Origin of the sequence: Paenibacillus sp. YN15 (assembly GCF_003285005.1) — a bacterium.
Classification (GTDB): Bacteria; Bacillota; Bacilli; order Paenibacillales; family NBRC-103111; genus Paenibacillus_AR.
On record NZ_QMFA01000003.1, the window covers coordinates 62,117 to 75,859 of the forward strand.

Here is a 13,743-nt window from a genome sequence, read left to right on the forward strand (position 1 = left end):
GCTGCAATAACATTCAAAGGGCTGCCCTTTCACAGTTCACCGGAACTGCGGAGGGACGGCCCTTTTTGCAGCCCTTGTGCATTGCAAAAGTTGTGCATGGGCCCGGAAAACAGCGGATGTGCCGCTAAAAATCATGTGTATCGAACTTTTTTTATTTTCTTGTTACAGTGATGGCATCACCAAATCAAACTTAACATCGGAGGAGAGAGAGCGATGTCCAAACCGATCCAGGCATCATTCGGAGAGGAATCCACAGGGGTTGTCCCAGACGCGGAGAAGCTCCGCAAGAGAAGGCGTCTTAAACAGAACATGCCGTGGATGATTATGTTTGCCCCCATTATTATTTTTTTCATTTTATTCAAATATGTACCCATGCTCGGACTCGTCATTGCCTTTAAGAACTACAATTTTTTTGACGGGATACTGGGCAGTCCGTGGGTTGGCTTCGATAATTTCCGGTTGCTGTTCAGCGATCCCCTGGCCTTCTCCACCATTCGCAATACGCTGATGATCAGTGTCCTTAGCATTGTCGCCGGTTTTCCGTTTCCGATTATGATCGCCATCATGTTTCATGAAGTAAAAAGCATGTGGTTCCGCAAAACAGCACAAACCTTGCTGTATCTCCCCCACTTTCTCAGCTGGGTTATTGTCGGGGGGATGGTCATCACCCTCTTCTCCCAGGAGACAGGCCCCATCAACCAGCTGCTGAAGAGCTGGACGGGAGAAACCTTTCCCTTCCTGTATTCCAAGGGCTCCTGGCTGGCGATCTTTCTTGGATCGGGCATATGGAAGGAGATGGGCTTCGGGGCAATTATCTATTTGGCGGCCCTCTCCAACATTGACCCCAGTCTTTATGAAGCCGCCAGTGTGGACGGAGCCAACAAATGGCGCCAGATCTGGCATATCACGCTGCCGGGACTTCGCTCGATTATCGTGCTTATGCTGATTTTGTCCATGCAGAACGTGATGGAGGTTGGCTTCGATAAGGTATTCGTGCTGCAGAATCCGATTGTTTCCGATATTTCGGAGGTGATCAGCACCTATATTTACCGCGTAGGCATTCAAGGCGCACAGTTCAGCCTGACCACGGCGATGGGATTTTTTGAATCCATGGTAGGACTTATATTGGTTGTCATCGCCAATCAGATTGCACGCAAGTTTGATAATGGACTGTGGTAGAAAGGGGATACATCCGTGAGAGATTCCTTCGGAGATAAAGTTTTTTATGCCATCAACTATACGTTTCTGACCCTTGTTGCCCTATTATGTCTTGTCCCGATTGTGAATATCGCAGCGGTTTCCATCAGCGATCCCGCTGCCGTAATGGCCGGCAAGGTCACCATATTCCCTATAGGCCTCAATTGGGATTCGTACAGCGCTTTGATTGAAGGCACTCCCATCGTCCGGTCATTCGGCAACAGTGTGATCCTGACCACAGTCGGCGTTGTGCTATGCCTGTTCTTCACGGTTCTTGCCGCTTATCCGCTTTCGCGCAAGGGCTTCTACGGCCGCCGCTTCTTCTCGCTTGCCATCGTATTCACCATGATGTTCGGCGGCGGACTCATTCCCAGCTTTATGCTGATCAAGTCGCTTGGGCTCGTAAACAGCTATGGAGCGATTTGGCTGCCGGGTTTGGTGAGTGTATACAATATGCTGATCATGAAAAATTACTTCGAGAATTTGCCGGAGGAGCTGGAGGAAGCCGCAAGAATGGACGGAGCCACGGAGGTGCTCTTCATTTGGAAGATCGTGCTGCCCCTGTCCCTTCCCATGCTGGCGACCATCGCCCTGTTTTATGGAGTCGGCTATTGGAATGCGTTTATGTCCATACTGATCTATATCAATGATACCGATAAGCACAACTTGATGGTGCTCGTGCAGAATATGGTCCGCAGCCAGTCGATTATGCAGTCCATGAACAATCTGCAGCCCGAGGATATTGCCAATATTACCCCTGAGGGAGTCAAGGCCTCCGGAGTAATTGTACTCATGGTCCCGATGCTTCTCGTCTATCCCTTCATTCAGAAGTATTTTGTGAAGGGAGTTATGATCGGAGCAATTAAAGGATAAGAGCAGCGCAAAGCGAATACATGAAGGAGGTGAGACTCCGAACGGATAATTGTACAGGGATGAGGAACGGCAAAGGGGTTAGTTGGCAATCAAACTAGAGAACGGAGAGTGTGAACCGAATGAAAAAGCGTTATTCCGTCCTGATGGCTGCAGCTATGGCATGTACGGTACTGATTGCAGGCTGCGGGGACAAAGATGAGAATGTTGCGCCTACTGCCGGCGCTTCCGAGAAGCCGGAGCCGAAGAAGGATATTACCGTTTCCATTTATGACCGGGGCACGGTGCCTCCCGAAGAAGGAACCATCGAAAACAACCGCTGGACCAAATGGCTGAATGAGCAAGGGCCGGCCAATGTGAAATTCGTCGCAATTCCAAGATGGGAGTCAACGCAAAAATACAATACTCTGTTTGCTTCCGGCAGCGCCCCGGATTTGATTTTTGAATATGACAGCGGCTACCGGAATCAGCTGTATACCCAGAAGCAGCTAAGGCCCCTGGATGATTTGATCGAAAAGTACAGCCCGAATTACAAGAAGATGCTGGAGAAATATCCTGCGCTGAAGAAGGTTAGCACGCGGGAGGACGGCAAAATGTATGAATTGGGCAGAGTCAATGAATTGAAGCCGAATCATGCACTGTTTATCCGTTCGGACTGGCTGAAGAAATTGAATCTGGAAGTGCCCAAGACGGCCGAGGATCTGCTTAAGGTGGCCAAGGCGTTTACGGAGCAGGACCCCGACGGCAACGGGAAGAAGGACACCTTCGGCATCGGCTTGAGTTTTATTGGCGATCAGATCATTGATTACGCGTTTGGAGCCGGAACGGACTGGGCGTTGAAGGACGGCAAGGTAGTCCATGCATGGGACCGGGTTAAAGCCGCGGCTGATTATAAGAAGCAGCTGTTCGACGCCGGCGTAGTCGATAAGGACTATCTGGCCGACACCAAGGGAGAAAAGTCGAAGCAGGATTGGCTAAGCGGAAAGCTGGGGATTTACGGGGCTAATGGCGGAGCTTCCGATCAAGGTTTGCTGGATTCCTTTATGAAGAATAATCCGACTGGCGAATATATCCCGATTCAGATTCCCGAAACCTCAATCGGCAAATTCAGTCCGGTCATTACCAATCCGGTGCAAATGGTGGCGGCTGTAACCTCTTCGGCCAAAAATCCGGATGCAGTGATGAAATATTACGATTTTCTTCTTGATGAAGATACGGCTGTAGTGCTTCGCAATGGATTTGAAGGAGAGCAATACAGTATTGTCGACGGCTGTCCTACCGTAATCAGTGCGGAGAAAAATAAGCTTGAGCGGGGATATATCGGAGATGTGCAAATGCCGCTCCCCGCAGATCCGGAGGACAAGTGCGGCGGCTGGAACGGATATATGAATCCGAGATTTACCGATAAAACATCGGATTGGGATAAGAAAGTGGCATTGAGACGTGCGGAAATTGCCAAGGAAGCGCTGAAGCTGTATATCGACAAAGACCGTCCCATGGGTGCGCTTACTCACGGAGAGCATATGCCGCCGCTGCCGCAGGATCTTCAATTGACGGTAACCAATGCTACAAAAGCGATGAAGGACATCTGGGCAAAATCTGTTGTGAACGGAACCGGTTATACCACAGACATGGCGCTGAAGGACGCGATGGCTGCCTGGGAGAAGGCGGGCGGCGCCAAGGTGGACGAGTTTTATGCGAAATGGTATGATAGCAAGAAGGACACGGCCTTTTTGACCAAGGATATGTACGAGTTTGCAACCAAAAAATAGTGAGTTATTATTCCGGGCAAGTCATCTAACGGCGGTTAGGGGCTTGCCCGGTCTATTCAGGGTGGTGCGGGATGAAGATCCGGTGGTTTTACCGATTGTTGTTCACTTTTTTGCCTGTATTCGTGCTCATTATCTCAGCGATCCTCACTACCTTCTTCATGGTTCTGACGGAGACAGCCGAGAAGGAAGCGGAGCAAGCGGCGGGAGTGCAGGCTCGGCAAATCAGCGCGGCAGTCGATTCCCTGTTGCTCACCATCGATCAGCATGCCACCTATGAGCTGCTAAGCAACCGGATGTTTCATCAGTTTCTGGATGCCAGCGAGCTGGGCAATCATTTCCTCAACTATGAGGTGGCCACAAGACTCAAGGATTTGGTGGTCCTGACAAGCATGCACTCCGCTTATTTGTACCGCCAGCACGACAAGACGGTGATAACGGACAGCGGTGTACTGGCATTGGACCGTTTTTCGGACAAGGGCTTTGTGGAGGCAGCGGAAGCGGAGGTTTCGTCCGACGGATGGACCAACCCCAGAGATTACCCGGATTATACGGGGGCTACTAAAGACCGGGTAATTACGCTGGTTAAGCATGTGCCTGCCGGATTGGGCAATCAGGGGATGCTGATTGTGAACGTATCCTTGAACAAAATCCAAACCCTGTTCAGGGAGCTGGCCCAGTCCAATATCGTGAATTACAGTTTGTATGATCGCGGTGGAAAGGGCTTCTTCGGGACGAAGAGCGCGCCTGCAAAGGATAAGGCAAGCCTTTACACCTCGGATATAACCGGTTTTTCGGTGGGGGGAGCCTTCCTGCAGGAACGTTCTTTCGGCTTGATCACCCGTTTGGCGGATAATTGGCTTTGGATCGTCATTGCCATTGTGGTGCTGGGAGTTTTGCTGTTTGTCTACCTGATCAGGAAGAGCACCCGGCCTGTTGACGCGATTATCGACCGGATTAAGACCTACGCCTTCAAAAAAAGCCAGCTTCTCGGCACCGGCAAGGATGAGTTTCAATTTATCGAATCGGCTCTTGATAAGCTGGTGGAGCAGTCTCAGCAGTATGAGCGGGAGGCGGATGAAGGCTTGCGTTATAAGAAAAAGCAGTTTTTCGTGGAAGTGATGGAGGGCAGCTTTAAACCGGAGCAGTTGGACTGGAAAATGATGTTTTCCAGTGCGGGCTTGTCCGCCGACTATCAGAAGCTGGCGCTGATCGTATTTGAGATTGACCGGTTTTCTGATTTTATCGCCGAATATAACACCAAAGACCAATACCTGCTCAAGTTTGCTTTGGACAATGTGGTTATTGAGTGCGCGCAAGCCTCCGGATTGCTTGTATGGCCGGAGTGGATCAATTCCAATCAGCTGGCGGTAATCGCCCAGACCAAGCCCGAGCAGATCGAGTCTTCCCAGACGGTGATTGAAGGCTGGTGCGAGCTGGTCAGGAAATGGGTGGAGCAGTACCTGAAGTTCACCCTTACCATAGGGGTAGGGGAATGTGTGGATGTAATCGAAGAATTGCCCCTTTCCTTTGAAAGTGCGGCTACGGCATTGAAGTATAAATCCACACTGGGCACCAATCGCGTTATCGGCTATTGGAATCTGGACCGGGCCGAATCGAAGGAGCTATTCGACCAGGTTGCCAAAATACGGGTGATCGCCCAACAATATTGCACAGGAAATGAAGGCTGGGAAGAAGAGCTGCAAGCGGTTTTCGTCAACTTAAAGGACAATCTTTTCTCCAAAAGCGAAATCCTAAACATCTTCCACTATTTCCAATACTGTCTGCTTTCCCGGATTACGGAAATGTCCGAGGAATACAACGAGATTTGGAAAAAGCATATCCAACCGGAGCTTAGCGCTGTTCTGAACCGTTTTGAAACGCTGCAGGAGCTGGAAGAGAGGCTGATGAGAGGGCTTCGTTCGGGGGCGGAGCAGCTGGAGTCCTTGCGGGCAAAGCGGAATGTTCTGCATACGATGACGGAGGTGCGGGATTTCATCCGGGAGCGGTTATCTGACCCGAATTTATCCTTGCAATCGGTTAGCGAGCATTTCGGAATGACGCAATCCACCCTCAGCCGGCTGTTCAAGAATGAATTTGGCGAGAAATTTGTGGATTATTTGGCAAGGATGCGGATGGAGCTGGCGAAACGGCTTTTGCAGGAGACGGAGAAATCGGTTCATGAAATTGCGGAAGAGATTGGCTACAACCATGCCTTCTCCTTTATCCGCGTCTTCAAAAAGCTGGAGGGGGTCACTCCCGGGGATTACCGGAAAAGCGATTCGGCCAAATGAGGCCATGCAGCGGCTTTTGTAAAATTGTGCATCTGAAATTAATGTGGATTGACGATAGAAGCGCCCGGGGCGTATATTCGGTTCATCTTGAGAACCCGAGGTGCATCATGGCATGACAAAAGTAACCGGCAGATCGAAGCAAATGTTTGAGCAACTGGATGTGGTCAAGCGGTTCGGGGAGTTTCAGAGTCGGGTGACCCGGCAAATGGATGACCATATGATCCGCAAGGAAAAGGGGCATACCCGGGAAGTATCCGTATTGGAATATTGCCATCCGGGGCCTGAAACATCGCTCTATTATGCCGCAGGAGCCTATCTGGGGGGAATCGGAGAGGAGGAAGGGCAGCAGAGCCTTCAAGAGCTTGAGAAGCTGCAGGTGCAGGAGGATGATCACCCGCAAAGGGGCGGGTTCCGCTGGTACCGGGAAGAGACGCAAATCGATGATACGAATGCGGCTTTTTTCACACTGGTGCCTCTTGCTTCTCTGTCCTTGGCTGCACCCCAGGTTATTCCGTCCTCTCATAAGACGGTCATTCAGCGGATGTTCCGGCGGGCGCTTCACTGGTTCTCTCATGAATGCGCCAATCCCAAGCTGTTTTATCCCAACAAGATTCTGAGTGACGGCGCCCTGTTGCTTGCGCTTGCAGTCATTGTCGGGGATGAAGAGGCGGAGAAAGGGGCCAATGCATTCTTCGCGCGATGGGAATCGTACACAACGAGAAGAGGCTGGGGCTGGGGGGAAAACACCAGCACCGGTTATGTGAAGGTGATTCTGAACGCATTCCAGTTGGCTTTGCGGGCGTGGAACGGCAAGGGGGGCGAGCTGGAGGCAGCCATCCGGGCCCGGCGAGACGCTCTGCTGGATTATGTCCGTTTTCATGAGGGAAGGGAATTTGTTCCTACCATCCGTTCTTATAATTTCGCGGGCCAGGTGATCAAACCTTCGACTGCGAATCTGCTGGCGGGTGTAAGATTTTGGGAAAAAGAAACGGTCTCCAATATCGGGAGTTTTGTTCAGGATATTCTGCTCTATGAGGAGTTATTTCCGCAGGATGGGCTGGAGATTTCAGACGACCCGAAGAAATTGCTCCCCGCTCATCCCAAGCTTCCCGTTCCCCGCACATGGACGGAACGGGTTTTTGACGATACGTTCGCTTATACATGGATTGGCGGCAACTGCAGAATAGGCAGCTTAAACCGGTTTCCGGTTATGCCCGGAAGCTATCAATGGCCCTCATGGGGATTGGGATGGCAATCCATGCCGGCCAGCTTCCTGGTTGAGGATGAGCAGGTTTCTTTCCTTCGGTTCGCAGCAAGAGAAGGGGAGAGATTCCGCTCGCATCCGTCGCAGGATTTCCATCATGCCTATCTCAATCCCGCTCTCTTCCGGGAGGAATGCTTGCCCGGAGTGGAAACCTTGTGCACCCAGAAGGAACGGATATTGATCGTTCAACGGAATATCAAGCATCTAGCCAATTGCGCATCGGAGATTGCGGATGAGTGGCTTATCCAGCGGTTTGGCGGAAAGGTGCATAAGCTGCACGGGAAGAACCGTATTCATCGCACCTCCACGGTCAATGTGACCCATTCTGTTCCGCGGAATGTTGAGAACAGCGGCAACCAGTGGATCGTGCTGGAGTATGACCACTGTTATGTGGGGATATTGGCGCTGGGATATTGGGGCTATGGGGCCGACGAAGCGCAAGCCGGGGAACCGGAAATCGAGATGGCGGATGGAGCTTTGCGGCTGCGCCGGATACTCTATCGCGGAGACGAGTGCTGTCTTCGCCAGCACAGGCTGGATAACGCCTGGATGGTTATTATGTTCGATGAGAAATGCAGTCTCGATGATCTGCAAAAGCAGCTGCTCCAGTATGAAGTCACTGACCGGCGGCTTCCCGATTATGAAGTTCCGAGGGACGATTTATTCATGATTCGGGAAATTACCGTGAAGGCTCCTGACGGCAGCATCCTGACCCATCGGGCAGATCCGTATGTTGAAAGGTAGGCTTTTGAGATGAACGACAGAAAGTATACCATCGGCGTGGATTACGGCACAGAGAGCGGCCGCGCGATTTTGGTGGATGTCCGCACAGGCGAGGAGCTGGCAGTCCATGTGACGCCGTATCCTCATGGAGTGATTGATGAGGCGCTGCCAGGTTCGAAGGTTCTGATTCCACATGATTGGGCTTTGCAGCATCCTGGGGATTATCTTGCGAAGCCGGAGGAAGTGATCGGCATTGGGGCGGATTTACCGCCTGCACGCTGCTTCCGGTGAATCATGCGGGTGTTCCGTTATGCCTCATTGACGAATACCGTGAAAATCCTCATAGCTGGGTCAAGCTGTGGAAGCATCACGCTGCGGAGCCGCAGGCCAAACGCTTGAATGTGCTGGCCGCTCGCCGGGGGGAGCGGTTTCTCTCACGCTACGGCGGAAGCATCTCCCCGGAGTGGCTGCTGCCCAAGCTGCTGGAGACAGCTGAGCTGGCGCCTTCTGTGTTTGAAGCTGCGGACATCTTCATAGAGGCAGCGGATTGGGTTGTCTGGCAGCTGTGCGGTGAACTAACCCGCAACAGCTGCTGTGCCGGCTACAAAGGGATGTGGCACAAAACGGAAGGGTACCCTTCGGATGATTTCCTGAAGGAGCTGCATCCCAAGAGGCCATTCAAGCAATGGGGCAAGTCCAGGAGCGAAGTTATCTCCCCAATCCGGCAACGAAGGAAACCTATGATAGGTTGTATCACCATTTTCATGCTATACAGTCTGTATTTGGCAGGAGTGATGGGGCACTATTTGGAGTCATGAGTGATCTGAAACAGATTGGAATAGAGGCTGTTGAAGGTCTTGGATGAGGGTAATTTGAAATAACGCCTTCATTGGAGATGCTATGAGCCAGCGAGGCCATTCGCATTCTCAAATTGTGAACGATATATAAAGTGTATCCAGATTCCGCCACCAAGCAGTTGAATGATCTGAGCTTTGGAAACTAATCAGAGTGAGGAAGAGGCTGTCCCAAAAGTCATGAAAAATGACTGAGGGACAGCCTCTTATTTTGAAAACAAAACAGATGGATTCTTAAGAAAACAGCGCCTCCCAGGAATTGCGGATGGAGCGCTCATCCAGGTCAATTCCGATAAGGACCAGGTAAGAAGCTCCCGAATAATCGGTTTTATCCCAGCTGCCGCGTTTGCCCGCAAATGGTACGGCGCTCCACATCGTGAAGCAAGAGATCGGTATCCATGGAAGAGAAGGAAGTTATAATGGGAATGGCCTTGTTATTGCGCTCGCGGATTACCTTCAGAAGCTTGTCGGTTGTATGCCTGTCGGTCAAATCCATTTTGTTAAGCAAAATAACATCTGCCGTTTCCATCTGGCGTCTTAAGGTATGCACCAATAACTTGTCCGCAGAAAAAATACTGTTATATTCCAGAGTCAGCTCGGAATCCAATACCGTTACGATGCGCTTTAGCGCCACGTGATGGCGAAGCCGCGGTTCAGTGAGACTTTCGGCGATTTCCTCCGGATTGGCAACCCCGGTCAGTTCGATAAAGATAACATCAGGCTGCGTTTGCAGGAGCTGAAGCAGACACTGGGCAATTTCGCCTTTTTTGTCACAACAGATACAGCCGTCCACCATCTTTTCCAGGGCCAGGCCGGAGCTTCCGGCTTGAATAAGGCTGCCGTCCACATCCGCCCTGCCCAGCTCGTTCATAAGCACGGCGGCGCGCAGTTCTTTCGTTTGAGCGTCTTTCAAAAGTTTCAGGAGGAGAGTCGTTTTGCCGCTGCCCAAAAATCCGCTAATGATAATAACAGGTACTTGCTGCAAGATGAAGACTCCTTTCAGTTGGCTTTCATTGATACACATGGTGCGAACGTAGCTTCATCTCATATTGACAAGGCTATGGCATATGTGTATGATACATTATATTCGTAAAAATTACAATTTAGTACCGGATTAAAGGGATTGTTTTGTAAGGAGAGAGACCATCATGAAGAACAAGAATTACCCCAACAACCGGCTTCCCCGCGCTAAGGGAATCGATATGGCTACGGTTTATATGCCGAAGGAATGTGCAAGGAAGGTAAAACGGATTGTATTCCATCCGGAAAACCGCCGAATTATTGAGGAGTTTATTGCCATATTGGGCATGAAGGACCGGTTTGGGGAGTATGATGTGCCCATTCCCAACAAAATCGTGATGTTCGGCCCTCCGGGAACAGGCAAGACGTTGACTGCGTATTATTTGGCCCATATGCTGGAGCTGCCCTTGATTCTGGTCCGTCTGGATGCGGTAATCCATAGTCATTTGGGGGAAACGGCAAGCAACGTGCGCAAAATATTTGAATATGCCAAGGCCTCGCCTTGTGTTCTGTTTCTGGATGAATTTGATGCCATTGCCCGGACAAGGAATAACAACGATGAAATTAAAGAAATGGCCAGGGTGGTCAATACATTGCTGCAATGTCTGGATGAATTTGAGGGCGACAGTATTTTTGTTGCCGCCACCAACCTGGATGAGGAGCTGGATCATGCCGTCTGGCGTAGATTCGATACCAAAATGACGTATCACATGCCGGATGAAGCATGCCGGAATGAATTTATCCGCTTGCTGCTGGAAGGTATGGATCAGGAGGAGGGGCTTCAGGATAAAGCGGCAGCATTGCTCAGAGGGTGCAGCTTTGCCGATATGGAGCAGATTCTTCTTAAAGCCAAACGCAAAGCCATTATTCAAGACGAAAGGCTAAACTTCGGGAACATACAAGATGCCTATGAGGAATATAAGCCGAAAATCTTGATGAACAGCGCCGATTGAAGCGATCCAATCCATGGAGGAATACGCCAATGAGAGTAATTGTTACATATGTCTAAGGACAAGCAGAATTTGGCTAACGAATCTCTCTCACGCTATTTCGCCAAAACGGGCATGATAAAAAATCTAACGAATCTATATCGCGCTATTCGCCTGTTTGAACGCATTTCGGCGCAAATTCGGACCAATAGCGATCCTACGATTCGTTAGATTTCAAACAGGCTCACCTATAGGCAAATAGCTATGCATAGATTCGTTAGCGTTTCTCCCATTTGACTTTTCCCCCTCCACAAATGAGCATTGCCGGCTTTCGTTCGTTCTCCCCGCCGCGCCATCTTCCTTTGCATCCTCATAAGCCACCGAGTTGCCTGATTAACCCTTATTAAGTTTGCTGCGGTATTGCCCGGGAGTCATCCCCGTTGATTTCTTGAAGGCCCGCATAAATCCCTGCATGGAGGAGTAACGGAGCTTATCGGTAATATCCTGTATCCGCATATTCGGATCGGTCAGCAGCAATTTGGCCTTTTCCATGCGAAACTCAATCAAGTAATCAATGAAATTGACTCCGGTAACCTGCTTGAACATCCGGCTTAGATCAAACGGGGTTAAACCGGTTTGTTCCGCGCATTGCTGCAAGGAAAGATCGGTATCGTAATGCTTGTGAATGTAATCCTGCACCTGCTCCACAAGAAGGATACGCTCCGATGAAACGCCGGTTTCCTCGTATTCTTGGCGCAGCGCCGCAAAAACGCGGTTCCGAAAAAAACTCCGGACTTCTTCAAGGGTACGGCACTTGGCCAGATGGAGCAGAAGCTCTTGGACCATAGCGGCATCGAAGGGATTCTGCTGCGCAAGTCTGACGGATTTTATAATGGTGCCGAGCAATTGGGGAAAGTAGCCGCGCAGAATGTCCTCCGATATATGAAAGGATTCCTGCAGCGTATCGGCCAGAGTCTGGAAAAGCTCTTCTGCTTCGTTCCATTGACGCAAACGGATTGCGGCGGCAATTTCACTTTCACTGTGAAACAATACATCCGCTTGCATGGAGACGGAAGCCTCCAGGTCATGAATCAGCATCACCTGATTGTCACCTGCAAGAAATTGGCAACGCAAAAGGGAGGAGGCTTCTTCATAGGCTTCATGCAAACCGTCCGTTCCAGTCTCGGAATAACTGACGGCAATAAACGAATTCAGCTTCAGATACCCCAGCAGCGCCTCCTGAAGCTTGCGGCCCAACCCGCGCAGCTCCTCAGCCGTGAGCCGGTTTTCCATGGGAACTATGGTAACAAACATGCCCGGCTGAATCATGATCACCTGCGGTTTTCCATACTCCTCCAGCAATTCCATGGCAATATTGTCCACCGCATAATAATACAAGGAGCAATCCCGCTGGGAATAGCTCTCCATCATTCTGATCCGGTTCAAATCTACGATGAGGAGGGGAATGAAAAAGCAATGATCGGAGAAGGTTTCTTGCTCGCCAAGCAAAATATTCTGATGCGGCATGTTTCCAACAAGCAATTGGTGGAGCAGAAAATGCTTGGCATGATTGTAATAAAGGCCTATCTCTTTGGAAAGCTGCTTGTTCTCCAAGCTGAGGCGCTCCAGATAGCGGTCCAGCCATACCACTTCATCGCCATCTGAGCCCAGATTTGCATTTGCCTCAGTTGGCTTTAGCTTATTGGTTAGTTGCTGGAGAGGGCGGTACAACACACGGGAGGCGCGATAGCCGACAAGCAAACCCGCAGAAGCCAGTCCGAGGCTGATGCCAAGCATCACATTGCGCTGGGTGTTCACTTTTGTGGTAAACGCTTTCTCGGGTACGGCCGCAAAGTAATACCAGTTTTTTGATTCAGAACGCAGCATCACAGTATTGGAAGAAAACCCATCCAGATTCAACTTATCCTGGATAATCCAATCCGCATCGACAGTTTCCTTGATTTTCTGAAGAACAGTCTCGCCTGCCCAGGTGCCGATTCGGGAGGTCTGAGAATGCAAAATAATGTTGCCTTGCTCATCCGTGACAAACAGCGAGGAGCCTTCGTATGGGGCTGGCGGCGCCAGTTTGTAGCTGCTGATGGACGCGGCATCGAGATAGACAATAAGGGCGGCGTTCACATGGTTGTTTTGCAGAATCGGCTTGATAATGGTCAGAACGGGCCTCTTTTGGGTCTCATGGTCGAAAATGGACATGCGCAGATTAAGAAAACGGTTGGAGTAAGTCAGTTTTTTGGCTTCATTGATAGCTGTAGGATCGCTGAACTCTTCTTCCGTGTAGATGTTGCCGCGGGAGCTCAATATCTTGCCGTAAGGAACAGAATAGAAGTCAAGCTCCAGGACATGCTCCATTCCGCTTTGCAGCTTGACAAGGATTTCGCTCAGATCCATAACAGTTTTCCAATTTCCAACGGAGAGATCCTCTTCTACAAACCGTTTCAGCAACAGGGTGGAGGTAGAGGAGGCATACGTATATTGGAGCATCAAATCGTCGATTTTCTTGAAGAAAAGATTCAGTTCCTTTTCTGTCTGTTTGAGCAGTACGGCATTGGATTCAACCGCCTGTCCGCGAATGATTTTTGAGGTGCTGTAGGCCGAGACGATCCCCATAATGGCGACCGGAATGCTCGACAGCAGAAGCAGATAAGCTAGCATTTTGGTTTTTAGCGTAGGTGTGGAGGCCAATCGAAAAAAGCGCATTACCCGATGCTTCACACAGGCACCTCCTTCGTCCAAGTGCCTATTTATCATAGCTTGATGTCCGGGACAGGTCAATATGGAAGGGACGGATATTGGCGGATGGAG

8 protein-coding genes and 1 pseudogene are annotated in these 13,743 nt (G+C 50.3%); 7 read left to right on the forward strand and 2 right to left on the reverse strand.

Annotated elements, in window-relative coordinates; all coding sequences use genetic code 11:
- The first annotated feature begins 213 nt into the window (after positions 1-213).
- From DQG13_RS03685 to DQG13_RS31375, 6 genes and pseudogenes are all read left to right on the forward strand, one after another.
- Positions 214-1,179 carry an ABC transporter permease gene (locus tag DQG13_RS03685; RefSeq protein ID WP_113018374.1) on the forward strand — a complete coding sequence of 322 codons (966 nt, stop codon included), beginning with the start codon at positions 214-216 and terminating at the stop codon, positions 1,177-1,179.
- 15 nt (positions 1,180-1,194) lie between these two features.
- Positions 1,195-2,070, forward strand: a complete 876-nt coding sequence (locus DQG13_RS03690; RefSeq protein ID WP_113018376.1) for a carbohydrate ABC transporter permease — start codon at positions 1,195-1,197, stop codon at positions 2,068-2,070.
- Between the two features lie 119 nt (positions 2,071-2,189).
- Entirely contained in the window at positions 2,190-3,839 is a 1,650-nt protein-coding gene (locus DQG13_RS03695) for a type 2 periplasmic-binding domain-containing protein (protein WP_113018378.1), read from the forward strand.
- 71 nt (positions 3,840-3,910) lie between these two features.
- The gene (locus DQG13_RS03700) at positions 3,911-6,130 is read left to right on the forward strand and encodes a helix-turn-helix domain-containing protein (RefSeq protein WP_113018380.1); all 2,220 of its coding nucleotides are present in this window, start codon (positions 3,911-3,913) and stop codon (positions 6,128-6,130) included.
- A gap of 112 nt (positions 6,131-6,242) precedes the next feature.
- A complete protein-coding gene (locus tag DQG13_RS03705) occupies positions 6,243-8,138 on the forward strand; it encodes a hypothetical protein (protein WP_113018382.1) in 1,896 nt (631 codons plus the stop codon).
- A 9-nt stretch (positions 8,139-8,147) separates the two neighbouring features.
- Positions 8,148-8,785 (forward strand): annotated as a pseudogene (locus DQG13_RS31375) (ribulokinase); the annotation flags it as partial.
- Between the two features lie 514 nt (positions 8,786-9,299).
- On the opposite strand, the gene DQG13_RS03720 reads toward DQG13_RS31375, so the two are convergent.
- Positions 9,300-9,956: a GTP-binding protein gene (locus tag DQG13_RS03720; protein ID WP_181592550.1), complete on the reverse strand. Its 657-nt coding sequence runs from the start codon at positions 9,954-9,956 to the stop codon at positions 9,300-9,302.
- 163 nt (positions 9,957-10,119) lie between these two features.
- Between DQG13_RS03720 and DQG13_RS03725 the strand changes: the two genes are divergently transcribed.
- Positions 10,120-10,944 (forward strand): AAA family ATPase, encoded by an 825-nt coding sequence (locus DQG13_RS03725; RefSeq protein WP_113018390.1) that lies wholly within the window; start codon positions 10,120-10,122, stop codon positions 10,942-10,944.
- Between the two features lie 369 nt (positions 10,945-11,313).
- Here the strand turns inward: DQG13_RS03725 and DQG13_RS03730 are convergent, their stop codons facing one another.
- On the reverse strand, positions 11,314-13,653 hold the full coding sequence (locus tag DQG13_RS03730) for a helix-turn-helix domain-containing protein (RefSeq protein ID WP_181592551.1): 2,340 nt from the start codon (positions 13,651-13,653) through the stop codon (positions 11,314-11,316).
- Between the last annotated feature and the right edge of the window lie 90 nt (positions 13,654-13,743).